The sequence below is a fragment of the Pseudomonas sp. NPDC087358 genome (assembly GCF_044900785.1).
In the GTDB taxonomy this organism is placed as follows: Bacteria; Pseudomonadota; Gammaproteobacteria; order Pseudomonadales; family Pseudomonadaceae; genus Aquipseudomonas.
In genome coordinates, this window is sequence record NZ_JBJDOA010000001.1 from 335,563 (window position 1) to 361,594 (window position 26,032).

General features: G+C 60.7%; 23 protein-coding genes. 14 read left to right on the plus strand and 9 right to left on the minus strand.

Annotation, left to right across the window (positions count from 1 at the left end; all coding sequences use genetic code 11):
• Nucleotides 1-568: 568 nt before the first annotated feature.
• The 7 genes from ACI2KS_RS01485 (at nt 569) to ACI2KS_RS01515 (ending at nt 10,331) form a co-directional block, all read left to right on the plus strand.
• Nucleotides 569-1,237 (plus strand): ABC transporter ATP-binding protein, encoded by a 669-nt coding sequence (locus ACI2KS_RS01485; RefSeq protein WP_404616624.1) that lies wholly within the window; start codon nt 569-571, stop codon nt 1,235-1,237.
• On the plus strand, nt 1,237-3,717 hold the full coding sequence (locus ACI2KS_RS01490) for an ABC transporter permease (protein ID WP_404616625.1): 2,481 nt from the start codon (nt 1,237-1,239) through the stop codon (nt 3,715-3,717). Before ACI2KS_RS01485 ends, ACI2KS_RS01490 begins: the two co-directional genes overlap by 1 nt.
• A gap of 4 nt (nt 3,718-3,721) precedes the next feature.
• Nucleotides 3,722-4,822, plus strand: coding sequence for a lipocalin-like domain-containing protein (locus tag ACI2KS_RS01495; protein WP_404617235.1), 1,101 nt, complete (start codon nt 3,722-3,724; stop codon nt 4,820-4,822).
• A gap of 196 nt (nt 4,823-5,018) precedes the next feature.
• Complete coding sequence (locus ACI2KS_RS01500) at nt 5,019-6,791, plus strand: N-acetylglutaminylglutamine amidotransferase (protein WP_404616626.1); 1,773 nt, start codon at nt 5,019-5,021, stop codon at nt 6,789-6,791.
• 3 nt (nt 6,792-6,794) lie between these two features.
• The gene (gene ngg / locus ACI2KS_RS01505; RefSeq protein ID WP_404616627.1) at nt 6,795-8,543 is read left to right on the plus strand and encodes an N-acetylglutaminylglutamine synthetase; all 1,749 of its coding nucleotides are present in this window, start codon (nt 6,795-6,797) and stop codon (nt 8,541-8,543) included.
• A 133-nt stretch (nt 8,544-8,676) separates the two neighbouring features.
• A complete protein-coding gene (locus ACI2KS_RS01510) occupies nt 8,677-9,864 on the plus strand; it encodes an osmoprotectant NAGGN system M42 family peptidase (protein WP_404616628.1) in 1,188 nt (395 codons plus the stop codon).
• Nucleotides 9,865-10,103: 239 nt separating this feature from the next.
• The gene (locus ACI2KS_RS01515; protein WP_404616629.1) at nt 10,104-10,331 is read left to right on the plus strand and encodes a YheU family protein; all 228 of its coding nucleotides are present in this window, start codon (nt 10,104-10,106) and stop codon (nt 10,329-10,331) included.
• Between the two features lie 45 nt (nt 10,332-10,376).
• Here the strand turns inward: ACI2KS_RS01515 and csrA are convergent, their stop codons facing one another.
• The 4 genes from csrA to ACI2KS_RS01535 form a co-directional block, all read right to left on the minus strand.
• Nucleotides 10,377-10,574, minus strand: a complete 198-nt coding sequence (csrA, locus tag ACI2KS_RS01520; RefSeq protein WP_404616630.1) for a carbon storage regulator CsrA — start codon at nt 10,572-10,574, stop codon at nt 10,377-10,379.
• 197 nt (nt 10,575-10,771) lie between these two features.
• Nucleotides 10,772-11,104, minus strand: a complete 333-nt coding sequence (locus tag ACI2KS_RS01525) for a YnfA family protein (RefSeq protein WP_404616631.1) — start codon at nt 11,102-11,104, stop codon at nt 10,772-10,774.
• A gap of 59 nt (nt 11,105-11,163) precedes the next feature.
• A complete protein-coding gene (locus ACI2KS_RS01530; RefSeq protein WP_404616632.1) occupies nt 11,164-11,979 on the minus strand; it encodes an SDR family oxidoreductase in 816 nt (271 codons plus the stop codon).
• A gap of 104 nt (nt 11,980-12,083) precedes the next feature.
• Nucleotides 12,084-12,461, minus strand: a complete 378-nt coding sequence (locus ACI2KS_RS01535; protein ID WP_404616633.1) for a DUF2784 domain-containing protein — start codon at nt 12,459-12,461, stop codon at nt 12,084-12,086.
• A 304-nt stretch (nt 12,462-12,765) separates the two neighbouring features.
• Here ACI2KS_RS01535 and ACI2KS_RS01540 point away from each other — a divergent pair, with 304 nt between their 5' ends.
• Nucleotides 12,766-12,924, plus strand: coding sequence for a DUF3309 family protein (locus ACI2KS_RS01540; RefSeq protein ID WP_020290439.1), 159 nt, complete (start codon nt 12,766-12,768; stop codon nt 12,922-12,924).
• Nucleotides 12,925-13,284: 360 nt separating this feature from the next.
• Here ACI2KS_RS01540 and ACI2KS_RS01545 read toward each other — a convergent pair whose 3' ends face one another.
• The 3 genes from ACI2KS_RS01545 to ACI2KS_RS01555 form a co-directional block, all read right to left on the minus strand.
• Complete coding sequence (locus ACI2KS_RS01545; protein ID WP_404616634.1) at nt 13,285-14,943, minus strand: cation acetate symporter; 1,659 nt, start codon at nt 14,941-14,943, stop codon at nt 13,285-13,287.
• Nucleotides 14,940-15,251, minus strand: coding sequence for a DUF485 domain-containing protein (locus tag ACI2KS_RS01550; RefSeq protein WP_404616635.1), 312 nt, complete (start codon nt 15,249-15,251; stop codon nt 14,940-14,942). Before ACI2KS_RS01550 ends, ACI2KS_RS01545 begins: the two co-directional genes overlap by 4 nt.
• 467 nt (nt 15,252-15,718) lie before the next feature.
• Nucleotides 15,719-16,576 carry a glycine betaine ABC transporter substrate-binding protein gene (locus ACI2KS_RS01555; protein ID WP_404616636.1) on the minus strand — a complete coding sequence of 286 codons (858 nt, stop codon included), beginning with the start codon at nt 16,574-16,576 and terminating at the stop codon, nt 15,719-15,721.
• Between the two features lie 418 nt (nt 16,577-16,994).
• Here ACI2KS_RS01555 and ACI2KS_RS01560 point away from each other — a divergent pair, with 418 nt between their 5' ends.
• On the plus strand, nt 16,995-18,599 hold the full coding sequence (locus ACI2KS_RS01560) for a glycosyl hydrolase family 17 protein (protein ID WP_404616637.1): 1,605 nt from the start codon (nt 16,995-16,997) through the stop codon (nt 18,597-18,599).
• Between the two features lie 766 nt (nt 18,600-19,365).
• Here ACI2KS_RS01560 and ACI2KS_RS01565 read toward each other — a convergent pair.
• Nucleotides 19,366-19,725: a hypothetical protein gene (locus ACI2KS_RS01565; RefSeq protein ID WP_404616638.1), complete on the minus strand. Its 360-nt coding sequence runs from the start codon at nt 19,723-19,725 to the stop codon at nt 19,366-19,368.
• Between the two features lie 222 nt (nt 19,726-19,947).
• Between ACI2KS_RS01565 and ACI2KS_RS01570 the strand changes: the two genes are divergently transcribed.
• The 3 genes from ACI2KS_RS01570 to ACI2KS_RS01580 all read left to right on the plus strand — a co-directional run bounded on the left by ACI2KS_RS01570 (nt 19,948) and on the right by ACI2KS_RS01580 (nt 23,108).
• Nucleotides 19,948-21,246, plus strand: coding sequence for a serine/threonine protein kinase (locus tag ACI2KS_RS01570; RefSeq protein WP_404616639.1), 1,299 nt, complete (start codon nt 19,948-19,950; stop codon nt 21,244-21,246).
• Entirely contained in the window at nt 21,239-22,042 is an 804-nt protein-coding gene (locus ACI2KS_RS01575) for a VacJ family lipoprotein (protein ID WP_404616640.1), read from the plus strand. The genes ACI2KS_RS01570 and ACI2KS_RS01575 overlap by 8 nt, the downstream gene beginning before the upstream one ends.
• A 211-nt stretch (nt 22,043-22,253) precedes the next feature.
• Nucleotides 22,254-23,108: a pirin family protein gene (locus ACI2KS_RS01580; RefSeq protein WP_404616641.1), complete on the plus strand. Its 855-nt coding sequence runs from the start codon at nt 22,254-22,256 to the stop codon at nt 23,106-23,108.
• 36 nt (nt 23,109-23,144) lie between these two features.
• Here the strand turns inward: ACI2KS_RS01580 and ACI2KS_RS01585 are convergent, their stop codons facing one another.
• Nucleotides 23,145-24,077 (minus strand): lipid A biosynthesis lauroyl acyltransferase, encoded by a 933-nt coding sequence (locus tag ACI2KS_RS01585; RefSeq protein ID WP_404616642.1) that lies wholly within the window; start codon nt 24,075-24,077, stop codon nt 23,145-23,147.
• A 144-nt stretch (nt 24,078-24,221) separates the two neighbouring features.
• Between ACI2KS_RS01585 and minC the strand changes: the two genes are divergently transcribed.
• Nucleotides 24,222-24,968: a septum site-determining protein MinC gene (gene minC / locus ACI2KS_RS01590; RefSeq protein WP_404616643.1), complete on the plus strand. Its 747-nt coding sequence runs from the start codon at nt 24,222-24,224 to the stop codon at nt 24,966-24,968.
• A 197-nt stretch (nt 24,969-25,165) separates the two neighbouring features.
• A complete protein-coding gene (minD, locus tag ACI2KS_RS01595) occupies nt 25,166-25,978 on the plus strand; it encodes a septum site-determining protein MinD (protein WP_404616644.1) in 813 nt (270 codons plus the stop codon).
• Nucleotides 25,979-26,032: the final 54 nt, after the last annotated feature.

Below are 26,032 nucleotides of genomic sequence, written 5' to 3' on the forward strand. Positions count from 1 at the left end.
TCTGGCCGCAGGCCGTGGGAGCCCGGCTTGCCGGCGATCTGCCGGGGACCGGCAGCAAAACCAGACGTCTTGGTTGTGTCAGGTACAGCGCAGTGGCAGGAGTCGCTGCCGCTTCGCGCCAGATCGCCGGCAAGCCGGGCTCCCACGCCCTCCGGGCAGAAGCGGGTTTGCTGGACGCAGAACGTGGAACGTCCAAATCCAAGCCACCCGCCGGGCGCATCACCTGTAGCAGTCCGGCTTGCCGGCGGCATCGCCCTCGACATCGCCACCGCCAGCAAGCCGGACTGCTACAGAGCAGGCAACATTTGATCGTTCCCATGCTCCGCGTGGGAATGCATCCCAGGACGCTCCGCGTCCACCCGCGATGGACGCAGAACGTGGAACGATCAAATCCAAGCCACCCGCCGGACGCATCACCTGCAGGAGCCCAACAGAGCGGCAATCAACTCAAATCTCTGGTTTGGTCCTGCGCATTCGACGCAACTTCTCTACTGCGACGCTGATCAACTGTCCGACCATTCGGATATCCCGGTATTCTCCCTCCCACTCCCCTGTCAGGTGCATGTCGATGCTGCAAGTCCAAGGCGTGTTCAAGAGCTATGCTACGGCCCAGGGCCCGTTGGCCGTTTTGCGCGGAGCGGATCTGCATCTGGACCAAGGGCAAAGCCTGGCGTTGATGGGCGAGTCGGGCAGCGGCAAGAGCACCTTGCTGCATCTGGTGGCCGGGCTGGATCAAGTGGACAAGGGCAGCATCGACATCGCCGGGCAGCGTCTGGAGCGGATGAGCGAGGCGCAACTGGCCAACTGGCGACGCACGGAGGTCGGGCTGGTGTTCCAGCAGTTCAACCTGATCGGCAGTCTCAAGGTCGAAGACAACCTGGCCTTTCAGGCGCGGCTGGCCGGGCGCTATCAACCCGCCTGGCAATCCGAGCTGATCGAACGGCTGGGCCTCGACGCCCTGCTCAAGCGCTACCCCGAACAACTCTCAGGCGGCCAGCAACAGCGCGTCGCCATCGGCCGTGCGCTGGCCTCGCGCCCCGGTCTGCTGCTGGCCGACGAACCCACCGGTAACCTGGACGAGAACACCAGCGACGAAGTCCTGCAACTGTTGCTCGATCTTCTGGCCGACAGCCCCACCAGCCTGCTGATGGTGACCCATAGCCCCAGGGTGGCGGCGCGTCTGGATCGTCAGGCGGTATTGCATCTGGGGCGTCTGGCCGCTGAAGGCGAGCGCTGATGCCGGTTTTCTACTGGACGCTCAAGGCGCTGCTCAGCCATTGGCGGCGCCATCCCGTGCAGTTCTTCAGCGTGCTCACCGGCCTGTGGCTGGCGACCTCCCTGCTCACCGGCGTGCAAGCGCTCAACAGTCAGGCGCGGGAAAGCTACGCCAAGGCCAGCCAGCTGATTGGTGGTGAACCGCAGAAGGTGCTGGTTGCCCCCAACGGCGCCAACTTTTCCCAGGACCTGTTCGTCAGTCTGCGTCGTGCCGGTTGGCCGGTGTCGCCCGCCTTGCGCGGCCGCATCACCCTCAAGGACTTGCCTGACCAGCGCCTGACCTTGCTGGGCATCGAGCCGGTGTCGCTGCCGGTCAACACCGCGCTGGCCGGGCAATCGCTGGACACCGCGCAGATCGTCGAGTTTTTCAGCCCGCCGGGCAGCACCTGGATCTCCCCGCAAACCCTGCAGGCCCTGGGTCTGCATGAAGGACAGCAACCGCTGAGCGAGGCCGGCCAAGCGTTGCCGCCACTGCATGCGCAAGCCGACATGGCGCCCGGTCTGCTGCTGGTGGACATCGGTTTCGCGCAACAGCTGCTGAACCAGCCCGGGCAGATTTCCCGCCTGATCCTGCCCAAGGACTTCGCTGAAGATCCCCCCGCCCTTCCCGATGAAATGAAAGGTGAGCTGGTCATCCGCAAAAGTGGGGAAGACAACGATCTGGGACGCCTCACCGAAAGCTTTCACCTGAACCTGGACGCGCTGGGTTTTCTGTCGTTCGTGGTCGGCCTGTTCATCGTCCATGCAGCAATCGGCCTGGCCCTGGAGCAACGTCGTGGCCTGCTCAGAAACCTGCGGGCCAGCGGCGTCAGTGCCCGGGGATTGATTGCCAGCCTGATCGTCGAACTGGGCGCACTGGCGCTGCTCGGCGGCATCGCCGGGGTCATCAGCGGTTACTGGCTGGCAAGCGTGCTGCTGCCCGATGTCGCTGCCAGCCTGCGTGGCTTGTACGGGGCCGAGGTGGCCGGGCATTTGAACCTGAGCGTCTGGTGGTGGCTGAGCGGGCTGGGCGTCAGCCTGTTCGGCGCGTTCCTGGCCGGCACCAGCAGTCTGTTGCGTGCCGCGCGCCTGCCTTTGCTGGCGTTGGCCAATGCGCAGGCCTGGCACGACACCCACGCCCGCTGGCTGAAGCGCCAAGGCTGGGTTGCCGGGATCTCGGCAGTGATCGCGGTGCTGGCGGCGTTGTTTGGCAATAGCCTGACATTGGGGTTCGTGCTGATGGCCAGTCTGTTGCTCGGTGCCGCACTGGGCTTGCCGGTCTTGCTCGACAGCCTGCTCAACGCGCTGCTGGGTAAGAGCCGCTCGGTGCTGGGGCAATGGTTTCTGGCCGATTGCCGCCAGCAGTTGCCGGCCCTGAGCCTGGCGCTGATGGCGCTGCTGCTGGCCATGGCGGCGAACATCGGCGCCGGCAGCATGACCTCCGGTTTTCGCCAGACCTTCACCCATTGGCTCGAACAACGCCTGAGCGCCGAGCTGTACATCAATCCGCAGAACTCGGCGCAGGCGGCCCCGCTTCAAAAATGGCTGAGCGAGCAACCACTGACCTCGGCCGTGCTACCCAATTACCAGGTCTCGCTGCAATTGAAGGGCTGGCCAGCCGAGCTTTTCGGCGTGATCGATCATGCGCATTACCGCCAGCACTGGCCGTTGCTGGAATCGGCCGCGGGCGATCCGTGGGCGGCACTGGCCAAGGAAGACACGCTGATGCTCAGCGAACAACTGGCCCGGCGCCTGAAGGTCGGTGTCGGGGATCAGGTCAAGCTGCCCGCCCCGGACGGCGAATGGCCGTTGCGTGTGGTGGGGATCTACGCCGACTACGGCAATCCCAAGGGCCACATTCTGGTCAACGCCGATCACCTGCTTGGGCACTGGCCGACACTGACGCCCAACCGCTTCAATCTGCGGATCGACCCACACGCCATCCCGCAGCTGCTGCGCGTGTTGCACAACAGATTCACCATCGACGACAACCGCATCGTTGATCAGATTCAACTCAAGGCCTGGTCCAGACAGGTGTTCGAACGCACCTTCGCCGCCACCGCCGCGCTCAATAGCCTGACGCTGATGGTGGCGGGCGTGGCGCTGTTCATCAGTTTGCTGACCCAGAGCCAGAGTCGCCTGGGGCAACTGGCGCCGTTATGGGCGCTGGGCGTCACGCGGCGGCAACTGATGCTGTTGAATCTGGCGCAGACCTGGCTGCTGGCGGTGCTGACACTGGTGCTGGCGATTCCGCTGGGCCTGCTACTGGCCTGGTGCCTGGATGCGGTGATCAACGTTCAGGCGTTCGGCTGGCGCCTGCCCTTGCAGGTGTTCCCGGGGCAGTTGCTGCGCCTGATGCTGCTGGCCATGCTCGCCACCCTGCTGGCCTCGGCGTGGCCTTTGTATCGCCTGTATCGCACACGACCTGCGGACCTGCTGAGGACCTTCGCCAATGAAAGCTAGGGGGATGAAACCCAGGGCGACGGCCTTTCTCGCAATCGGACTCACCGCGGGCCTGCTGCTGAGCGCGTGCGACGACAAACCCGAAGAGGAAAAAGGCTTCGCCGGGCTTGCGGACGATGCCGCCAGCTACGCCCAGGTAATCCCTGGCAAGCGCTTCGCGTTCCCGCAGGATCACGGCCCGCACAATGACTTTCGGATCGAGTGGTGGTACATCACCGCCAACCTCAAGGATGCCGACGGCCAGTCGTTCGGGGTGCAGTGGACGCTGTTTCGCAACGCATTGCCGCGCCCGGAAAACGCTGTGAACAGCGAACAGGGCTGGAGCAATCGCAACCTGTGGATGGGCCATGCGGCGGTCACCTCGCAAGATCAACACTATGCCGCAGAACGCTATGCCCGAGGCGGCGTTGGTCAGGCGGGGGTGACGCTGACGCCCTTCTCGGCCTGGATCGACGACTGGTCCTTGAGCAGCTCGGCAAGCGGCGATGAGCCTTTGGCCGACATGCACCTGCAAGCCCGCGGCCCGCAGTTCAACTACCGCCTGCACCTGACCTCGGCCCGGCCACCGGTGCTGCAGGGCAAGCAAGGCTTGAGTCAGAAATCGGAACAGGGCCAGGCCTCGTATTACTACAGCCAGCCGTTTTTTCAGGCCGACGGCAGCCTCGAGATCGACGGCAAGGCTTACCAGGTATCAGGGCCCGCCTGGCTGGATCGCGAATGGAGCAGCCAGCCACTGACCTCCGAACAAACAGGTTGGGACTGGTTTTCCCTGCATCTGAACGACGGCACCGAAGTGATGCTGTATCGCATGCGCCAGAAAGACGGCGAGCCCTACCTGACCGGGACCTGGATCAACGCCGACGGCAGCACCGAGTTGCTGCAAGCGTCCGACATCGCGCTGGAGCCAGACGACACCAGCGACGTCGAGGGCCGCGACATGCCGACCCGCTGGTCGGTAAAAATCCCCGGCAAGGGCATGGAGGTCTCGGTTCAAGCACTCAATCCCCAAGCCTGGATGAACCTGCAGATCCCCTATTGGGAAGGACCGGTGCAGGTGACCGGTAGTCAGAAAGGCGTGGGGTATCTGGAGATGACCGGGTACTGAGCACTTAATACCGACGCGGCGACTTCCACTGTGCTTCTGCCCGGAAGGCAGAATCAACAGCAACAGGCAAAGCCCAACGACCGTATACCCTTCCTTATAACCGATCGTTCTAAAACTCTCGCAAATCCCACAGGTCAGTCTTTGGGTAGCCGGACTTCCCGTCTACGCTCCCCAACGGAAAACCGGTAAGGATTATATGTGCGGATTAGCTGGTGAATTACGCTTTGACAACCAACCTGCGGACCTCGCCGCAGTAGAACGCATCACCCATCATCTGGCCCCTCGTGGCCCGGATGCCTGGGGCTTTCATAGCCAGGGGCCGATTGCCCTGGGCCATCGTCGCCTGAAAATCATGGACCTGTCCGACGGGTCGGCGCAGCCGATGATCGACAGCCATCTGGGCCTGTCACTCGCCTTCAACGGCGCGATCTACAACTTCTCGGAACTGCGTGCCGAGCTTGAAGCCCTGGGCTATCAGTTTCATTCCGGCGGCGATACTGAAGTGCTGCTCAAGGGTTACCACGCCTGGGGCGCAGACATGCTGCCCAAGCTCAATGGCATGTTCGCCTTCGCCATTTGGGAGCGTGACAACAACAGCCTGTTCATCGCTCGCGACCGGCTCGGCGTAAAGCCCCTGTATCTGTCGCGTACCGACAAGCGCCTGCGTTTCGCCTCGGCCCTGCCCGCGCTGCTCAAAGGCGGCGACATCAGCCCGATGCTCGATCCGATCGCGCTGAATCACTATCTGAATTTCCATGCCGTGGTCCCCGCACCCCGCACCTTGTTGGCTGGCGTCGAGAAAATTCCGCCGGCCACGTGGATGCGCGTGGGTGCCGATGGCTCGGTCGAACAGAAAACCTGGTGGACCCTGCCCTACGGCCCGCATGCCGATGAGGCCAATCTGACCCTGGAAGACTGGCGCGACCGCGTGCTCGACAGCACCCGCGAAGCGGTCGCCATCCGCCAACGTGCGGCGGTGGATGTCGGCGTGCTGCTGTCCGGTGGTGTCGACTCGAGCATGCTGGTCGGTTTGTTGCGTGAAGTAGGCGTCAAGGACCTTTCGACCTTCTCCATCGGCTTCCAGGATGCCGGCGGCGAGCGTGGTGACGAGTTTCAGTATTCGGACCTGATCGCCAAGCACTACGGCACTCATCATCACCAGTTACGGATCAACGAAAGCGAGATCATCGAGCAGCTGCCTGCCGCGTTTCGCGCCATGAGCGAGCCGATGGTCAGTCATGACTGCATCGCCTTCTATCTGCTGTCTCGCGAGGTGGCCAAGCATTGCAAGGTGGTACAAAGCGGCCAGGGCGCCGACGAATTGTTCGCCGGCTATCACTGGTATCCGCAAGTCGACGGCGCCAGCGATCCCTATGCTGCCTACCGCGATGCGTTTTTCGACCGTAGCTATCAGGAATACGCTGACACCGTTGCCCCGCAATGGCTGACCGCCAATGACGCCGCCGGTGACTTCGTTCGCCAACACTTCGCCATGCCGGGCGCCGAGGCCGGAGTGGATAAAGCGCTGCGTCTGGACAGCACGGTGATGCTGGTCGACGACCCGGTCAAACGCGTCGACAACATGACCATGGCCTGGGGCCTGGAAGCGCGCACGCCGTTTCTCGACTATCGCCTGGTGGAACTCTCGGCCCGTGTACCCGCACGCTTCAAGCTGCCTGACGGCGGCAAGCAAGTGTTGAAGGAAGCCGCGCGGCTGGTGATCCCCTCCGAAGTCATCGACCGCAAGAAAGGCTATTTCCCGGTGCCGGGCCTCAAGCACCTGGAAGGCAATACGCTCAACTGGGTGCGCGATTTGCTGATGGACCCTAGTCAGGATCGGGGCCTGTTCAACCCCACCATGCTCGACAAGCTGCTGACCAACCCTGACGGTCAATTGACCCCGTTGCGCGGCTCCAAGCTGTGGCAACTCGCGGCCCTGAACCTGTGGCTCAGCGAACAAGGACTGTGACCGATGAAAGCCAACGCTTCGATTTATAACCAGCGTCTGTTGCGCGGTCAGGCGCCGTCCTACGAACGGCTGCAGGCGCGCTTCGCTGAAGACGGCAGCATCCCCGAGGCCGAGCCTCTGGCGTTGCATTGCGGCTGGGGTCGGCTGTTGATCGGCCACACCTACCCGGACCCGGCGGCGCTGGCTAACGAGCTGCTCAACGAAAAACCCGGCGAACGTGATATCGCGCTATACGTGGCCGCACCGCAACAGGTGCTGGCGCAGTCGCCGCAGCAGTTGTTCCTCGATCCGTCCGACACCCTGCGCCTGTGGTTCAGCGACTACCGCCCTGCGCAACGGGTGTTTCGCGGTTTCCGCATTCGTCGGGCGCAGAACCAGGAAGACTGGACCGCCATCAACAACCTGTACATCGCTCGCGGCATGCTGCCCATCGACCCGACCCTGCTGACCCCGCGTCATCAAGGCGGGCCGGTGTACTGGATCGCCGAGGATGAAACCAGCAACGCGGTGATCGGCAGCGTCATGGGCCTGAACCATCACAAGGCGTTCAATGATCCGGAGAATGGCAGCAGCCTGTGGTGCCTGGCGGTCGATCCGCAATGCACGCGCCCAGGTGTGGGCGAAGTGCTGGTGCGACACCTGATCGAGCACTTCCAGAGTCGCGGCCTGGGCTATCTGGACTTGTCGGTGCTGCACGATAACCAGCAGGCGAAAAACCTTTACGCGAAACTGGGTTTCCGCAACCTGCCGACCTTCGCTATCAAGCGCAAGAATGGCATCAACGAAAAGCTGTTCCTTGGCCCGGGACCGCAGGCGGATTTCAACCCGTATGCGCGAATCATCGTCGAGGAAGCCCATCGCCGCGGTATCGACGTGCAAGTCGATGACGCAGAAGCGGGCCTGTTCACCCTCATACACGGTGTCCGGCGCATCCGCTGCCGCGAATCGCTGAGCGACCTGACCAGCGCCGTCAGCATGACCCTGTGCCAGGACAAGCGCCTGACCAACAAGGCACTCAAGGCCGCTGGACTGGAGTTGCCGGTGCAGCAGCTGGCGGGCAACGCCGATGACAACCTGGCGTTCCTCGACGAGCACCAGCGCGTCGTGGTCAAGCCGGTGGATGGCGAACAGGGCCAGGGCGTGGCGGTCGATCTGCGCACCATCGAAGACGTGCAGGCTGCCGTGGAGCGGGCCCGTCAATTCGATTCCCGGGTGCTGCTGGAAAGCTTTCACGACGGGCTGGATCTGCGCATTGTCGTGATCGGGTTTGAAGTGGTGGCCGCGGCGATCCGTCGTCCGGCAGAAATCATGAGTGATGGCCGCCATACCATCGGTGAGTTGATCGAAGCCCAGAGCCGGCGTCGCGCGGCGGCCACCGATGGCGAAAGCAAGATCCCGGTCGACGAGGAAACCCGACGCACCGTGGAAGACGCAGGTTTCACTTTCGACAGCGTGCTGCCAGCCGACCAACGCCTGGCGGTGCGGCGCACAGCCAATCTGCACACTGGCGGCTGCCTGGAGGACGTGACGGCGATCCTCCACCCGGTGCTCAAAGACGCTGCCATCCGCGCTGCGCGCGCCCTTGATATCCCGGTAGTGGGCCTTGACCTGATGGTCCCGGCCGCCGACCAGCCGGAGTATGTGTTCATCGAAGCCAACGAGCGTTGCGGCCTGGCCAACCACGAGCCACAGCCGACCGCCGAGCGCTTCGTCGATCTTTTATTTCCCCACAGCCTGCCTGTGCATGGCTAAGGCGCGACTCCTGTAGGAGTGAGCTTGCTCGCGATGGTGTCGGTGGCTTAACAACGCCGCAGGCTTATATATCCGATCGCGAGCAAGCTCAGTCCTACGGATGTGTTGCGCTGCTAAATTGAGGAGCCTCCCCATGACCACTGCAAAAACAATCCACGAACCGGATCTGAATTACCTGCAGAAAGTCCTGCTGGAAATGCTCGCGATTCCAAGCCCTACCGGCTTTACCGACACCATCGTGCGCTACGTCGCCGAGCGTCTGGAAGAGCTGGGCATTCCCTTCGAACTGACCCGTCGCGGGACCATTCGCGCGACCCTGAAAGGCAAGCAGAACAGCCCTGACCGCGCCGTGTCCGCGCATCTGGACACCATTGGCGCCAGCGTGCGCGAGGTCAAGGACAACGGCCGCCTGGGTCTGTCGGCGGTCGGTTGCTGGTCCAGCCGGTTTGCCGAGGGCAGCCGGGTCAGCGTGTTCACCGACACCGGGGTGATCCGCGGCAGTGTCCTGCCGTTGATGGCTTCCGGACATGCGTTCAATACCGCGGTCGACACCATGCCGATCAGCTGGGACCACATTGAATTGCGCCTGGACGCCTACTGCGCCACCCGCGCCGACTGTGACGCGCTGGGGATCAACATCGGCGATTTCGTCGCCTTCGATCCGTTGCCTGAATTTACCGAAAGCGGCCACATCAGCGCCCGTCATCTGGACGACAAGGCAGGCGTCGCGGCCCTGCTCGCGGCCCTCAAGGCCATCGTCGACAGCGGCGCCACCCCGCTGATCGACTGCCACCCGCTGTTCACCATCACCGAAGAGACCGGTAGCGGCGCAGCGGGCAGCCTGCCGTGGGACGTCAGCGAATTCGTCGGCATCGACATCGCCCCGGTCGCCCCTGGCCAGCACTCCAGCGAACATGCCGTGAGCGTGGCGATGCAAGACTCCGGCGGCCCCTATGACTACCACCTGTCCCGGCATCTGCTGCGCTTGGGCCAGGAAAAAGAACTGTCGGTGCGCCGCGACCTGTTCCGCTATTACTACAGCGATGCGCATTCGGCGATCACCGCCGGCTACGACACCCGCACCGCGCTGCTGGCCTTCGGCTGCGACGCGACACATGGTTATGAGCGCACCCACATCGACAGCCTCAGCACGTTGAGTCGACTGCTGACGGCGTACATCATGAGCCCGCCGGTGTTTGCCAGCGATGCGCACCCTTCCAATGCGTCGCTGGAGAACTTCAGCCACCAACTGGAACACGACGCGCAGATGGAAACCGACACCCGGGTGCCCTCGGTGGATACGTTGGTGGGGCAGCGCTAAAGGCAGCTTGCCTGACGCCCGTCCTCTGTGGGAATGGGCTTGGCCCCGATTGCCTTGTGTCAGCCAGCAAGTTGTGACTGATATACCTCAATCGCGAGCAAGCTCACTCCCACAAAAATGTGCGCCGGGCTGGCACGTGCGTAACGCCAACCGTAGGAAAGCCTTACCGCAGCTGTAGCCTGCAAACCCGGTCCGCGTTAGCATCCCGCGCATCTGCCCCTGCACCCGCCGAGAACCCTATGCTGATCCCCCACGACCAACTCGAAGCCGACACCCTGACGCGTCTGATCGAGGACTTCGTGACCCGCGAGGGCACCGACAATGGCGACGAAACGCCGCTACAGACCCGCGTCCTGCGGGTCCGGCATGCGTTGAGTAAAGGCCAAGCAGTTATTTTCTTCGATTTGGACAGCCAGCAGTGCCAGCTCATGCTCAAGCACGACGTGCCCAAAGAATATTTCGAGTAAGCAAGGCGCAGCGCAAGGCAAGCGGGCTTTGCTGCGCCGGCGGGTCTAGGAATCCGTTGATTGCGCCGCCAGTTGCTGCAGGCGCGCCGCGATGCGTTTATAGACTTCGGCGCGATGAATTTTCACGTGCTGCGGGGCATCGATCCCCAGCCGCACCTGATTGCCGGTGATGCCCAGAATCTGCACGGTGATGTCATCCCCGATGGAGAACGTCTCTCCCACTTCTCGCGTCAATACCAGCATTTTTCCTACTCCCTTGGTTGTAACCGAGAAAGCAGGTTGCCGCGCCGACCGTGGTGCTTCAATGCACCCAGAACAAATCAGACGCGTCCTTCAAGACTCAGAGGCGTTTGCTGACAGACATGTCCTACACAACATCAAACGCTTTTAAATATTCGGAAAATTCCTCAGCGCAGATCAGATAAATCACCGGTGAGTCATCAGGAAACCGACCATCGCGGGCCGAGCAGGATGATGGTCGCGCCAATCACGCACAACGCCACGCCAATCCAGTCCGAGGTCAAGGGACGTACGCGCTCGATCACCCCAAGCCAGGCAATGGAAGCGATGATGTAGATGCCGCCGTAGGCTGCATAGGCGCGTCCGGCGTAGGCGGCCTCCACGCGCGTCAGCAGCAATGCGAACAGGGTCAGGCTGAGCAGCGCGGGGACGACCCAGAACGCGCTCTTACCCTGGCGCAACCACATCCAGAAGCCGTAACAGCCGGCAATCTCGAACAGCGCAGCGAGGAAGAACCATAGATAGTTGAGCACGGCGAATCTCTTCAAGGGGCCGGTAAAGTGCCGGCAACCCTATCAGAAAACCCTCTGTATCACTCCTTTCCAGACTTCGCCTTGGCGCGCATCTTGTCCGCCATGTTGGCCATCTCGTCGTACAGCAGCTGTGGGTTTTTCTGTTTGAGCTGCCAGGCCATGCGTCCCTGCTCATGGGGCAGGATCATGAATTCACCCTTTGCCACCTGGTCAAAAATGTATTCGGCGATATCGCTGGCGCTGATCGGTGAGCTTTCCAGCAGTTTGCCGACTTGCGCCTTCATCGCTGGCGTCGGGCCGCGGAACGAGTCCAGCAGGTTGGTCTGGAAAAACGAGGGGCAGACCACATGAACGCTGATCTCCTGCTGCCGCAGCTCGACCAGCAGGCTTTCGGACAGCGCCACCACTCCCGCCTTGGCCACGTTGTAGTTGCTCATCGCCGGGCCTTGCATCAGCGCTGCCATCGAGGCGATGTTGATGATCTTGCCCTTGCTCTGCTCAAGCAGCGGCAGGAATGCCTTGCAGCCCTTGACCACACCCATCAGGTTGATCGCGATTTGCCAGTCCCAGTCTTCCAGCGACAGCTCCTCGAAAAAGCCACCGGAGGCAACGCCGGCATTGTTGACGATGACGTCGATACCGCCCAGCTTCTGTTCGCATGCCTGCGCCAAAGCCGTCAACTGGCTGTAGTCGCGTACATCGCAACGCTGTACAAAACCGTCGCCGCCGGCCTCACGCACCAATGCGAGCGTTTCCTGGAGGCCGCCATCGTTGACGTCAGACAGCGCCAGCTGCCAACCCTGCCGGGCCCAACGCACTGCGATTTCGCGACCCAGACCGGACCCGGCGCCAGTGATCATGATGCGATTTTGCATAGGGATTGCCTTGTCGATTGCGAGAAAGTGAGTAGAGTGTAAACAGACAAATTGTCCGACAACGCCTTCATCAGCTCGCTGAATATGCAAGGCAAACCGACGCCTCAGGCTGCTCGACGGCGACGCCATAGCCGCTTGATCACCCGCCAATAGGCGATCAGGTTGACCGTCAGCACCACCACCCCGAGCCCGATCTGAATCGACGGTGTCAGTCCTGCCGGGTAAATCAGCGGGATCAGGTAATGGCCGACGAAATCACCTGCATAACCGGCGGCGCCCGCCTTGATGCGCAGGCTGTTTTCCAGCGGCGTCAGCGGGCAATAGAGGTGCAGAAACTCCACCGACATGCCCCACGCGACGGCAGGCGCATGCAGCCAGACCAGAGCCGGCCAGCGCAAAACCAGAAGTGCACCTGACATGACGAACACAATGAACAGAAGATGGAAGACCACGACTGCATCTGCCGCCAGCGAGTAATACATAGCCTGCTTCCTGTTAGAGCTTGCCGGGCAACTTTGCGGACCGATGCAGCGGTTGTAAGTTCCGCGCTGAATGCACGCAGCGCGCAAATGAATCAAGACTAAGCAACGCTGTTAACAGCGACAACTTAAAAACCTATCCACTTGATTTATATGATTTTTATTCGATTGTTATTTTTTATTTCGCAAAATTCGAACCTTTTTATCAGTGCCAGAGTCGGATTATTCAAGCGGCACAACTTTCCGCCAAGTTGGCAAAAGGTTGAACGGCAAAGCCATTTTCCAAGTACACAAGAAGGAACTCGTCATGGGCATCGGCACAATTCTTATCATCATCCTCATTCTCCTGCTGGTCGGCGGCCTGCCGGTCTTCCCGCACTCCAGAAGTTGGGGTTACGGGCCATCGGGCATCATCGGTACGATCCTGGTGATTCTGTTGATTCTGGTGCTGCTCGGCAGGATATGACCCCCTGGTAGCTCAGTGAAAAACCCCGCTCTTGTAGCGGGGTTTTTTATGTCTCGTGGCTTTGGGTTCACGGGTGTAGCCCCACGGCGAATACCAGCACTTGGCGTTCCAAAGTCGCAATTTGTGGTATTCGCGCCATGCCCCGCTCTTCCAGCAAAAAACTGTGAGAGCCGGCTTACTGGCGAATGCGCAGTTTCAGTCAACATCTGCGTCACTGATCCACCGCATTCGCCAGCAAGCCGGCTCCTGCATCTGACTGCCAGTGGCCCTGCAATGGGTGTTCTGCATCAGAAACCCCCCAATAAAAAACGCCCCGAAAAAGTCGGGGCGTTCCGTTATTGCGCTAACGCTTCAGATCAATCAATGCGACACCGCACCACTGGCCCCAAGACCGGTCTGCGACCGCACGAACTGCGGGAAGAACAGCGCGCGTTCGCCCTCTGCCGCTTTGGACTTGTCGGTGATCGAGAAGAACCAGATACCGACAAAAGCGATGATGATGGAGAAGAACGCCGGGTATTCGTACGGGAAGATCGCCTTCTCGTGATGCAGGATCTGCACCCAGATGGTCGGGCCCAGAACCATCAGCACAACCGCGCTGATCAAGCCCATCCAGCCGCCGATCATGGCGCCACGGGTGGTCAGGTTTTTCCAGTACATCGAGAGCAACAGCACCGGGAAGTTGCAGCTCGCCGCAATGGAGAACGCCAGGCCGACCATGAACGCGATGTTCTGACTTTCAAAGGCGATACCCAGCACGATGGCAACGATGGCCAGCGCGACCGTGGTGTACTTGGAAACGCGGATTTCGTCTTTTTCGTTGGCCTTGCCAGCCTTGATCACGCTGGCGTACAGGTCGTGAGACACCGCCGATGCACCGGCCAGGGTCAGACCGGCAACCACTGCCAGGATGGTCGCGAACGCAACCGCGGAAATAAAGCCCAGGAACAGACTGCCACCGACCGCGTTGGCCAGGTGCACCGCTGCCATGTTGTTACCACCCAACAGCGCGCCCGCTGCATCCTTGAACGCAGGGTTAGTGCTCACCAGCAAGATCGCGCCGAAGCCGATGATGAAGGTCAGGATGTAGAAGTAACCGATGAAGCCAGTGGCGTAGAGCACCGACTTGCGGGCTTCCTTGGCATCGCTCACGGTGAAGAAGCGCATGAGGATGTGCGGCAGGCCGGCGGTACCGAACATCAGTGCCAGACCCAGCGAGAACGCCGAGATCGGATCTTTCACCAGCCCACCTGGGCTCATGATGGCTTCACCTTTGGGGTGAACCTTGATCGCTTCGGAGAACAGCACGTTGAAGTCGAAGTTGACGTGTTTCATGACCATAAATGCCATGAATGTGGCACCCGACAGCAACAGCACGGCCTTGATGATCTGCACCCAAGTGGTCGCCAGCATGCCGCCGAACAGCACGTACAGGCACATGAGGATGCCGACCAGCACCACCGCCACCGCGTAGTCCAGACCGAACAGCAGCTGAATCAGCTTGCCGGCACCGACCATTTGCGCGATCAGGTAGAACGCCACCACCACCAGCGAACCGCAGGCGGACAGGGTGCGGATTTCCTTTTGCTTGAGGCGATAGGACGCCACGTCAGCGAAGGTGTATTTGCCCAGGTTACGCAAGCGCTCGGCGATCAGGAACAGGATGATCGGCCAGCCCACGAGGAAGCCGATCGAGTAGATCAGGCCGTCGTAGCCGGAGGCATACACCAGCGCGGAAATACCCAGGAAGGACGCCGCCGACATGTAGTCGCCGGCAATCGCCAGACCGTTCTGAAAACCGGTGATCTTGCCGCCCGCGGCGTAGTAGTCCGCTGCCGATTTGTTTTTCTTGGCCGCCCAGTAGGTCACGCACAGGGTGAAACCAACGAAGACCACGAACATGACGATCGCGGCAACGTTGAGCGGTTGTTTCTGCACGGCGCCGGTCAGGGCGTCCGCCGCCATGAGTGTCGGTGCAAATGCCGCAATGCCCAGGGCTGCAAACAGGCGACGGATCATTGTTGTGCCTCCTTCAGGATCGCGTTGTTCAGGTCATCGAATTCGCCGTTGGCACGACGAACATAGATGGCGGTCAACACGAACGCGGAAAGGATCAGGCCCACGCCGATTGGCATTCCCCAGGTGATTGATGATGTGGCGCTGAGTTTGGCGCCGAGAATCTGAGGCCCGTACGCAATCAAAAGGATGAAAGCGGAATAGAGCCCAAGCATGATCGCCGAGAGAATCCAGGCGAATCGTTCCCTTTTCGAGACCAGCTCCTTGAAGCGCGGGCTGTTCTGAATCGAGAGGTAAATGCTGTCGTTCATTGTTTTTGTCCTCGCAGCACAGATGGATGTCACACATTCCACTTTAGCCCGCTCTGAAGCGCACTCCAGACGACCTTAGTATTAGAACGACACTAGTTGATGTGCGCCGGACCGCACTTTTTATAACGAGCGGAAAAACCGCAGGCTGATTTGGCCGAACAAGCGTGCAGGCCTTTGCAGCGGATGTCGCCAACGCCGGGACAGACGCGGGATCACCCTCTGAGTTCTGGCCGCAGGCCGTGGGCGCCGTGCTTGCCCGCGATCTGCCGGGCACCGGCAGTAAACCCAGACACCTGGGCCGTGTCAGGTACAGCAGATTCAAAGGGTCTGCTGCCGCTTCGCGACAGATCGCAGGCAAGCCAGCTCCCACGCCCTTCGGGCAGAAGCGCGAATGCGCCTGGCAAAAAAAACCGCCCGGCGATCACTCACCAGGCGGTTTGGATGAAACATTAAATCTTTATTGCAGCTTACTTACCGGTCCACTCTTTGACGCGATCAGGGTGCTTGGCTACCCAATCCTTGGCGGCGGCTTCAGGTTTAGCGCCGTCCTGAATCGCCAGCATGACTTCGCCGATCTCATCCTTGTTCGACCACTGGAATTTTTTCAGGAAGTCGACCACGTCCGGGGCTTTCTTGGCCAGGTCCAGGCTGCCGATGTTGTCCACGGTTTCGGCTGCACCGTAAACGCCTTTCGGGTCTTCCAGGAACTTGAGTTTCCACTTGGCGAACATCCAGTGCGGCACCCAACCGGTGACGGCAATGGATTCTTTCTTGTTTTCAGCGCGGGTCAGCTCGGCAATCATGCCGGCCCCGGAACTGGCCTGCAGCTTGTAACCGTCCAGGCCGTAATCCTTGATCGCCTGATCGGTCTTGATCATCACGCCCGAGCCTGCATCGATGCCGACGATTTTCTTCTTGAAGGATTCGTCGGTCTTCAGGTCCGCAAGCGAGTTGGCCTTGACGTACTCAGGCACGATCAGGCCGATTTTCGCATCCTTGAAGTTGGGACCGTAGTCGGTGACCTTGTCCTTGTTCTTGGCCCAGTACTCACCGTGGGTCACGGGCAACCAGGCAGACAGGATCATGTCCAGCTTGCCGGTGGCCACACCCTGCCACATGATCCCGGCAGCGACTGCCTGCAGCTTCACCGGGTAGCCCAGTTTCTGCTGAATCACTTCGGCGGCCACGTTGGTGGTCGCAACGCTGTCAGACCAGCCGTCGACATAACCGATGCTCAGCTCCGGTTTGGTATCGGCAAGTGCCAGCGTGGAACTGATGGCAAGGGCCAGAGCGGCACCCGCACCCAGGATATTTCGCATCTTCATCGTTACTTCCCCGGTAGTCCTGCATCCGACGGTCGTCGGATATCGTTGACGTTGTTATAAGCCGCGGACGGCGCCCACATTTGGCGCGTCCAGCGCCTCTCACGCTTCAACCACTTGCCGGCGCGGCTGCACTCGCTGCGCTGACGATTCGATCATCAACCCCCCTCGGGGTTGTGCCTTTCCTGTCAGCGACACTCAACCACCGGGAAACGACATCACCAGGCCATCAACGACAGACAGGTCGTAAAAGAGCGGGCAGTCCGTCCGAAAATTGCATGGCACAGAAGCAGCCCCGCGCTACAAGTTTCAAGCGGCAAGCTGAAAGCAGCCCGCAGTGCACCCGCTTGCGGCTAGAGGCTTGCCGCTCGCCGCTGCTCCTGCGCTAGACTGCCGACCTCTGCCCCCTCTCGGCCCGATCATGCCCGTCACCTCCCGCTCGCCTGTCGTCCTTTACCTGTTCTCCTGTCTGATTGCGCTGATCGCCCTGTGCGGTTACTGGTATGGGCTCGGCAAACCGGTGCTGCTGCCCGACGCCGCGACCCCGACTCACAAGCTGCAATGCGCCTCGTACACGCCCTTCGACAAGGATCAGTCGCCGTTCGACCAGCCCTTCACCTTGCGACCCGAGCGCATGGACGCCGACCTCGCGCTGCTGGCCAGCCGTTTCGACTGCATCCGCACTTACTCGATGACCGGGCTTGAGGCGATCCCGGAACTTGCGCGCAAACACGGCCTGAAGGTGATGCTCGGTGCCTGGGTCAACGCCAACCCGGTGGACACTGCCAAGGAAGTCAGCGCGCTGATTGCCGCGGCCAATGCTTACCCGGATGTGGTCACTGCGGTGATCGTCGGTAACGAGGCATTGTTACGCAAGGAAGTCACCGGCGAGCAGTTGGCCAGACTGATCGGCCAGGTAAAGGCGCAGGTCAAACAGCCGGTGACCTATGCCGATGTCTGGGAATACTGGCTGCAGTATCCGCAAGTTGCGCCCGCTGTGGACTTTCTCACCATCCACTTGCTGCCCTACTGGGAAGATGATCCCAAGGGTATCGACGACGCCCTGGCCCACGTGGCGCAGATACGTCAGACCTTCGGCAGCAAATTTGCGCCCAAGGACATCCTGATTGGCGAAACCGGCTGGCCCAGCGAAGGACGCCAGCGGGAAACCGCGCTGCCGAGCCGGGTCAATGAGGCGAAGTTCATCCGCAGCTTCGTGGCCATGGCCGAACAGAACGGCTGGCACTACAACCTGATCGAGGCGTTCGACCAGCCGTGGAAGCGTGAGGCTGAGGGTGCGGTCGGTGGTTACTGGGGCCTGTTCGACGCCGACCGACAGGAGAAAGGCGTGCTGGCAGGCCCGGTTTCCAACCTGCCCTACTGGCCATTCTGGCTGACAGTGAGCGCGGCCATCAGCCTGTTGACACTGGCGCTCGCCGGGCGTGTGACGCAGGCGCGGAATGCGTTGATCCTGCCGCTGCTGGCGGTATTCGCCGGCTGCTGCATCGGCACATGGGGGGAATTGGCGCGGGTCACCAGCCGCTTCGCCGGTGAATACCTCTGGGCGGCGGTGTTGGTGGTCCTGAACCTGCTGGTGCTCACCCACGCTGCGCTGACCCTGTCGGCAAAAACCGGCTGGCGAGGTCGGGCGTTTGCCTGGTTCGAGTCCCGTGCCGGCTGGTGGCTGAGCGCAAGCGGTTTCGCCGCAGCGGTGATGATGTTGGCGATGGTCTTCGACCCGCGTTACCGCAGCTTCGCCACACCCACCTTGTGGCTGCCTGCGCTGTTCTATCTGCTAAGGCCGGTCAGCGCACCACGCCGCGAGATCGGGTTACTGGCGTTCATCATCGGCGCCGGTGTCGCCCCGCAAGTGTTCCGCGAAGGCCTGAGTAACCCGCAGGCCATGGCGTGGGCGGTGGTCTGCGTATTGATGACCCTGGCCCTGTGGCGCAGCCTGCGGGTGCATGCCGTTACCCCGGTCAAGAGCCCGTCGGTAACGGCCGGCCCAGAGCGCACGCTGGGGTGACGCGTGGCGGAACACATTGTGTTACCGATCAGGCAATTCCAAAACAGAATACGGGTAACACGGAAACAGAATAGGCTGTCCCAAACGCCGTGGAAAAACAGGATTTCTAACAACCTATTGATTTACAAGGATTTTTAAAAGTTGGCACGAGCCCTGCTATATCTCCTGCACAACAAGAATAAAATGTGAAAACCCAATAAAAATAAGATGAATCGGCTCTGACATAACAAGAACAACGGCACAGAGACGCAGCCAACAGATTTTTTTGGAGTAGATGTGCTTTACAGAGGCCCTGGCCTCACAGCCCGACAGAGAACAATAAAACTACCTTCAGGTAGCGTCCGTAACGGGTTGGATTCCTCGCCACTGGCCACGGAATCGAAGCAGATAAGCGCTCAAAAAAATACGTTTGCTCTTGTATCCCGGATGGGGATCACTGAAGAACGCTGTGAAGGGAACGGTTGCCAAAAACAACAACAGACCACCCTAAAACAATAAGAAAGAGCACGTGCAACGATTTAAAGGGGAGCCTCGGCTCCCCTTTATGCTGTCTGGGGTTTGCGCTGCTGTCGATTCTGCCCGCAGCTGTAGGAGCGGGCTTGCCCCGCGAGCGGCGGGAAACCCGTCGTAAAACCCGGCCACGGGAACGGCCTGATGCACCGCGTTCAACGCATTCACGACGACTGCGTCACCGCTCGCGGGGGCAAGCCCGCTGCTACGCCCTGCGGGCAGAATCAAAAGCCCGGCAGCGCCGGCACGACACCAGCTATCCAGCCCGCACCAGCCGCAACCCGGCAATCACCACCGCGAACACCGCAAGGCTGGCGCTGTACAGCACCAGCGACAGCATCCCCAGCAGCAGCCCGATCACCGCCAGCACCCGCCCTGCCCCGCGCGGCACGAAGAACGCAATCACCGAGGCGAGCAGCGCGCCCCAGCCAAAGACACCAAAGTGAATCAACAAGCCCAGATTGGAGCGCACCTGGCATTGCCACTTCAGTGCATCCTCGGAGCACAAGCCGACCCATTGCACGTCTTCCATCAGGCCGTAACGCAACCCGTAGCTGGCGGCCAGCCACAGGGCCAGGACGACGAACAGGACAATCAGTGGCAAACGACGGGACACGGAACACTCCAGAGCTTGAAAACGACACCCAGCATAGCCGGACCGGGCCCGGTACAAGAACAACAACACATAAAAAGCACAAGCTCACACGCCAGAACTGCCAGAACGTGTATTGTCGCCTACGGTCTGTGAGGAAGGTGCTTGCCATTGCGGCACTTTGGCACTACACCCCTGTCATAGCCTGCGTATCTCCACAGCACTTCTTTCCCAAGGGATTTAGTCATGCTTCGTTTTCTACGCCTCGCCGCCCTTTCGGGCGGCTTGTTCTTGAGTGCGTCCGTGATGGCGGTCGACATCGATCCGTCCAGCTATGGCTTCCCTCTGACCAATCCGTTCGAAGCGACCATCGCCACGACGCCTCCGGACTTGCGCGCCAAAGTGCCGGACGACGCCGATATCGATCAGGACGACTACAGTCTGACGCTGCGCCCGGACCGCGAATTCACCTTGCCGGACAACTTCTGGGCGGTGAAGAAACTGCGATACCGCCTGGCGAAACAGGATCACCCAGCGCCACTGATCTTTCTGATCGCCGGCACCGGCGCGCCGTACAACAGCACACTCAACGAATACCTCAAGCGCCTGTATTACGGTGCTGGGTATAACGTCGTACAGCTTTCCTCGCCCACCAGCTACGACTTCATGAGCGCCGCCTCCCGTTTCGCGACGCCAGGCGTGACCACCGAGGACGCTGAAGACCTGTACCGTGTAATGCAGGCAGTGCGCGCCCAGCAGAGCAAGCTGCAAGTGACCGAGTATTACCTCACCGGCTACAGCCTTGGCGCACTGGACGCGGCATTTGTCAGCAAGCTGGACGAAACCCGACGCAGCTTCAACTTCAAGAAAGTGCTGCTGATCAACCCGCCGGTCAACCTGTACACCTCGATCAGCAACCTGGACAAAATGGTCCAGACCGACGTCAAGGGCATCACCAACAGCACCACGTTCTACGAATTGGTGCTGCAGAAGCTGACCCGCTATTTCCGCGAGAAGGGTTACATCGACCTCAACGACGCGTTGCTATATGACTTCCAGCAATCCAAGCAGCACCTGTCCAACGAACAGATGGCGATGCTGATCGGTACCTCGTTCCGCTTCTCGGCAGCCGACATTGCTTTCACCTCGGACCTGATCAACCGTCGCGGCCTGATTACCCCGCCGAAAACGCCGATCAGCGAAGGCACCAGCCTGACGCCGTTTCTCAAGCGCGCGCTGCAGTGCGACTTCGACTGCTACGTGACCGAGCAGGTGATCCCGATGTGGCGTGCCCGCACCGATGGCGGCAGCCTGCTGCAACTGGTCGATCAAGTCAGCCTGTATGCACTCAAGGATTACCTGACCACCAGCAAGAAGATTTCCGTCATGCATAACGCCGACGACGTGATCCTCGGCCCTGGCGACCTGGGATTCCTGCGCAAGACCTTTGGCGATCGTTTGACCGTTTATCCCTATGGCGGTCATTGCGGCAACATGAACTATCGCGTCAACAGCGACGCCATGCTGGAGTTTTTCCGTGGCTAAACGTCTATTGCTTATTGCCGCGCTGCTTTGCGCAGGCGCGGTTCATGCGGCCGATGCGCCGATCGTCTCCAAGGCAGCTACGGTGCAGCGGGTCGATAACACCGACGGTTTCACCGAGCCTTTGAAGTCGCTGAAATTCAACCCCGGCCTCGATGCCCAGGAGTTCGAACGTTCGTCACTCAACGCGCTCAACGTCTACGATCCGCTGGAGTCGTGGAACCGCAGGGTCTACCACTTCAACTACCGCTTCGATGAATGGGTGTTCCTGCCGGTGGTCAACGGCTACAAATACGTGACCCCAAGCTTCCTGCGCACCGGCGTCAGCAATTTCTTCAGCAACCTGGGCGATGTGCCTAACCTGCTGAACAGCCTGTTGCAGTTCAAGGGCAAGCGCTCGATGGAAACCACCGGCCGCCTGTTGATCAACACCACGCTGGGCATCGCCGGGCTGTGGGATCCGGCGACGATGATGGGCCTGCCTAGGCAGAGCGAGGACTTCGGACAGACGCTGGGCTTTTATGGCGTGCCAGCCGGACCGTATTTCGTGCTGCCGATCCTCGGCCCGTCGAACTTCCGTGATACCGGTGGCCTGGTCTTCGACTTCGCTGCTGAATCGCAGATCAACTTCCTGAACGTGGCCCAGGTCAGCGAGGACCATCCGGAGCTGTACCTGCTGCGGGCAATTGACCGCCGCTACACCACCAGCTTCCGTTACGGGCAGATGAACTCGCCGTTCGAATACGAGAAGGTGCGCTACGTGTACACCGAAGCGCGCAAGTTGCAGATCAGTGAGTAATGCTCACTTGTAGGAGTGAGCTTGCTCGCGATAGCGGTAGCCCTGAGACAGATTCAGGGACTGACACACCGCGATCGCGAGCAAGCTCACCCCTACAGCAGGGCATCCGAATATCGAAGCAGCCGATCAATCCCCCGCAAAAATCGCACCCTTCCATCGTCTCAACCGGCATACCATAGGCGCCATTGCCATTTGTTCCGGAGTGAGCCTCATGCCTCAATTACGCAAAGTACTGTCGATGCAGGCCGGTCAACCGACCTCGGACGGCGCGGGCGTCAAGCTGACGCGCGTCTTCGGCGGTCCTGGTGTCGAACTGTTTGACCCGTTCCTGATGCTCGACGAGTTTGGCTCGGACAAGCCTGACGAATACATCGCCGGCTTCCCGCCGCACCCGCATCGCGGTTTCGAGACCGTGACCTACATGCTCGAAGGCCGCATGCGCCACGAGGACCACATGGGCAACGTTGGCCTGCTGCAAGGCGGCGGCGTGCAATGGATGACCGCGGCGCGCGGGGTGATCCACAGCGAAATGCCGGAGCAGGAAGAAGGCGTGATGCGCGGCTTTCAATTGTGGCTGAACCTGCCAGGCAAATCGAAGATGGGCCAGGCCGGTTACGACGACATCCAGCCGGAGCGCATCCCGCGTGTCACCACGCAAAATGGCGTCGAGGTGGTGGTCATCGCCGGCCAGTTCGACGATGGCCAGCTACAACAGGCCGGGGCCGTGCAACGCCCTGATACCGAGCCACAGTATTTCGACTTCCACCTGCCTGCCGGCGCGCAGATCAGTCCGCGTGTTCCGGAAGGTCATCGGGTGCTGTTGTATGTGTACGAAGGCGAAGTAGAGATTGCAGGACAACCGCAAAAGCTCGGCCAGAGCCGTCTGGCACGCTTGTCGGAGAACGGCGAGTTGCATCTGAGTACGGCCACTGGCGCGCGCATGCTGCTGATTGCTGGCAAGCCGCTGGGAGAGCCGATCGTGCAATACGGTCCGTTCGTGATGAACAGCCGAGAAGAGATCGAGCAGGCACTGCGCGATTTTCGCGACGACAAACTGACCGCGTAAGACCTGCAAGACCCGCAAGACCTGCGTGGCTGGGCTTCAGCCGCGCTTTTTGTACAATTTTGGCTCGCCCGTCGGTCTGCTCTTGAAACGCCGGTGCGCCCACAGATACTGCTCTGGACATTCGGTCACCGCCCGCTCCACCCACTGGTTGATACGCAGGCAATCGGCCTCGTCGCTCTGGCCGGGGAAGTCGGCCAGCGGCGCATGAATGACCAGCTTGTAGCCGGTGCCGTCGGCCAGACGCTCTTGAGTGAACGGCACCACGACAGCGTGGCCCAGCTTGGCAAACTTGCTGGTCGCCGTGACCGTGGCTGCCTGAATACCGAACAGCGGCACGAAAATGCTCTGTTTGGCGCCGTAGTCCTGATCCGGCGCGTACCAGATGGCTCGACCCTTGCGCAGCTGCTTGATCATCCCGCGCACGTCCTCGCGCTCGACGGCAATGGAATCCATGTTGTGCCGCTCGCGACCGCGCCGTTGAACGAAGTCGAACAAGGCATTCTTGTGTTCGCGGTACATGCCATCGATGGTGTGTTGCTGGCCCAGCAGCGCCGCGCCGATCTCGAGGGTGGTGAAATGCAGCGCCATGAGAATCACGCCGTGCCCGTCCAGCTGCGCCTGCTTGAGATGCTGCAGCCCTTCGATGTGGGCCAGCCTGGCCAGACGCGGCTTGCTCCACCACCAGCTCATGGCCATCTCGAAGAAGGCGATGCCGGTAGAGGCGAAGTTCTGCTTGAGCAGGCGTTTGCGCTCGGCCTTGGAATACTGCGGGAAACACAGCTGCAGGTTGCGCGCGGCGATGATCCGACGGTCGGTGGCGAAGTAGTACATGACCGCGCCCAGTGCCCGGCCGATGACCAGCAACACCCGGAACGGCAATTGCACGACCAGCCAGAGCAAGCCCAGCCCCAGCCACAGCAGCCAGAAGCGGGGATGAAGAAAGTGAGCTCGAAAACGCGGGCGATCCATTACAGCTTCCGTCAGGGCAAAGGCGGGCATTCTACATTGCTTGGGCAGGATCGGTGACCCTTCGTCGGTTGCCGTCCCTTGCGACTCGCGGGCGTTCTCGTTATAAGTCTCGGCACTTTTAGCGACAAGCCGCTGTATGCCGACATGAGCCAAATCGAATTGCAAGACAAGGATCCCGTGTTCCAGTTGAAGGGCAGCATGCTGGCCATCACCGTACTGGAACTGGCCCGCAACAATCTTGAAGCGCTGGATCGTCAGCTGGCGGCAAAAGTCGCTCAGGCGCCAAACTTCTTCAGCAACACGCCGCTGGTCCTGGCGCTGGACAAGCTGCCGGCCAACGAAGGGGTCATCGACCTACCGGCGATGATGCGCATTTGCCGTCAGCACGGCCTGCGCACCCTGGCCATTCGCGCCAACCGCATCGAAGACATCGCCGCAGCGATCGCCATCGACCTGCCCGTCCTGCCACCTTCCGGTGCCCGCGAGCGGCCGCTCGATCCGATCGAGGGCGAGGTGAAGAAAAAGCCCGAAATCATCGAAAAACCACCCGAGCCGCTGATCAAGCCGACCAAGATCATCACCGCCCCCGTGCGCGGCGGTCAGCAGATTTACGCGCAAGGCTCGGATCTGGTGGTCATCTCCTCGGTCAGCCCCGGCGCGGAACTTCTCGCCGACGGCAACATCCATGTGTATGGTCCGATGCGGGGCCGCGCATTGGCGGGCATCAAGGGCGACACCAAGGCGCGGATCTTCTGCCAGCAGATGGTCGCCGAACTGGTCTCCATCGCCGGGCAATACAAGGTTTCCGAAGACCTGCGCAGGGATCCCCTGTGGGGCGCCGGGGTACAGGTCAGTCTGTCCGGCGACGTGTTGAACATCACCCGTCTTTAACGGATACTGCGCCATTTTCAAAGCCACTCTGATTCGTCGCGAAAACGATGCAAAGGGAAGGAAATCCGGGAAATTCATTTGTTTTCTCGAAACTTGAGCCTCCAGCAGGCGCTCGTCTCCACCCTTGCTCGAACAACGCTGCGTCATGAGGGGCTCTTCAGGGACTAAAAATCCTTTTCCTCTAGGGGTGATTCACCTTGGCCAAGATTCTCGTGGTTACATCCGGCAAGGGTGGTGTGGGCAAGACCACCACCAGCGCCGCTATCGGTACCGGCCTCGCTCTGCGTGGCCACAAGACAGTCATCGTCGACTTCGACGTGGGCCTGCGTAACCTTGACCTGATCATGGGTTGCGAGCGCCGCGTGGTGTATGACTTCGTCAACGTGGTCAACGGCGAAGCCAACCTGCAACAGGCACTGATCAAAGACAAACGCCTTGAGAACCTGTATGTACTGGCCGCCAGCCAGACCCGGGACAAGGAAGCGCTGACCAAGGAAGGCGTGGGCAAGGTCCTCGCCGAACTCAAGGAAACCTTTGAGTACGTGGTCTGCGATTCTCCAGCCGGCATCGAGACCGGTGCGCATCTGGCGATGTACTTTGCCGATGAAGCCATCGTCGTGACCAACCCGGAAGTCTCCTCGGTACGTGACTCGGATCGCATGCTTGGCCTGTTGGCCAGCAAATCCCAGCGCGCCGAAAAAGGCGAAGACCCGATCAAGGAACACTTGCTGCTCACCCGCTACAACCCGGAGCGCGTCAGCAAGGGCGAAATGCTTGGCGTTGAAGACGTCAAGGACATCCTGGCAGTGACCCTGCTGGGCGTGATTCCGGAATCCCAGGCCGTGCTCAAGGCGTCCAACCAGGGCGTCCCGGTGATTCTCGACGACCAGAGCGACGCCGGCCAGGCGTACAGCGATGCAGTAGATCGCTTGCTGGGCAAGACAGTTGAACATCGCTTCCTCGATGTACAGAAGAAGGGATTCTTCGAGCGTATCTTTGGAGGCAACTAATCAATGAAATTTCTCGACTTCTTTCGCGCCAACAAAAAGCCAAGCACCGCGTCG

Coding starts and splice junctions, on each gene's coding strand:
- ngg (WP_404616627.1), top strand. CDS start 6,795: ATGAAAGCCAACGCTTCGATTTATAACCAGCGTCTGTTGCGCGGTCAG.
- ACI2KS_RS01560 (WP_404616637.1), top strand. CDS start 16,995: ATGCCCGTCACCTCCCGCTCGCCTGTCGTCCTTTACCTGTTCTCCTGT.
- ACI2KS_RS01555 (WP_404616636.1), bottom strand. CDS start 16,576: ATGAAGATGCGAAATATCCTGGGTGCGGGTGCCGCTCTGGCCCTTGCC.
- ACI2KS_RS01540 (WP_020290439.1), top strand. CDS start 12,766: ATGGGCATCGGCACAATTCTTATCATCATCCTCATTCTCCTGCTGGTC.
- ACI2KS_RS01530 (WP_404616632.1), bottom strand. CDS start 11,979: ATGCAAAATCGCATCATGATCACTGGCGCCGGGTCCGGTCTGGGTCGC.
- ACI2KS_RS01570 (WP_404616639.1), top strand. CDS start 19,948: ATGCTTCGTTTTCTACGCCTCGCCGCCCTTTCGGGCGGCTTGTTCTTG.
- ACI2KS_RS01485 (WP_404616624.1), top strand. CDS start 569: ATGCTGCAAGTCCAAGGCGTGTTCAAGAGCTATGCTACGGCCCAGGGC.
- ACI2KS_RS01490 (WP_404616625.1), top strand. CDS start 1,237: ATGCCGGTTTTCTACTGGACGCTCAAGGCGCTGCTCAGCCATTGGCGG.
- ACI2KS_RS01580 (WP_404616641.1), top strand. CDS start 22,254: ATGCCTCAATTACGCAAAGTACTGTCGATGCAGGCCGGTCAACCGACC.
- ACI2KS_RS01510 (WP_404616628.1), top strand. CDS start 8,677: ATGACCACTGCAAAAACAATCCACGAACCGGATCTGAATTACCTGCAG.
- minC (WP_404616643.1), top strand. CDS start 24,222: ATGAGCCAAATCGAATTGCAAGACAAGGATCCCGTGTTCCAGTTGAAG.
- ACI2KS_RS01535 (WP_404616633.1), bottom strand. CDS start 12,461: ATGTATTACTCGCTGGCGGCAGATGCAGTCGTGGTCTTCCATCTTCTG.
- ACI2KS_RS01545 (WP_404616634.1), bottom strand. CDS start 14,943: ATGATCCGTCGCCTGTTTGCAGCCCTGGGCATTGCGGCATTTGCACCG.
- ACI2KS_RS01500 (WP_404616626.1), top strand. CDS start 5,019: ATGTGCGGATTAGCTGGTGAATTACGCTTTGACAACCAACCTGCGGAC.
- csrA (WP_404616630.1), bottom strand. CDS start 10,574: ATGCTGGTATTGACGCGAGAAGTGGGAGAGACGTTCTCCATCGGGGAT.
- ACI2KS_RS01515 (WP_404616629.1), top strand. CDS start 10,104: ATGCTGATCCCCCACGACCAACTCGAAGCCGACACCCTGACGCGTCTG.
- ACI2KS_RS01585 (WP_404616642.1), bottom strand. CDS start 24,077: ATGGATCGCCCGCGTTTTCGAGCTCACTTTCTTCATCCCCGCTTCTGG.
- ACI2KS_RS01495 (WP_404617235.1), top strand. CDS start 3,722: ATGAAACCCAGGGCGACGGCCTTTCTCGCAATCGGACTCACCGCGGGC.
- ACI2KS_RS01550 (WP_404616635.1), bottom strand. CDS start 15,251: ATGAACGACAGCATTTACCTCTCGATTCAGAACAGCCCGCGCTTCAAG.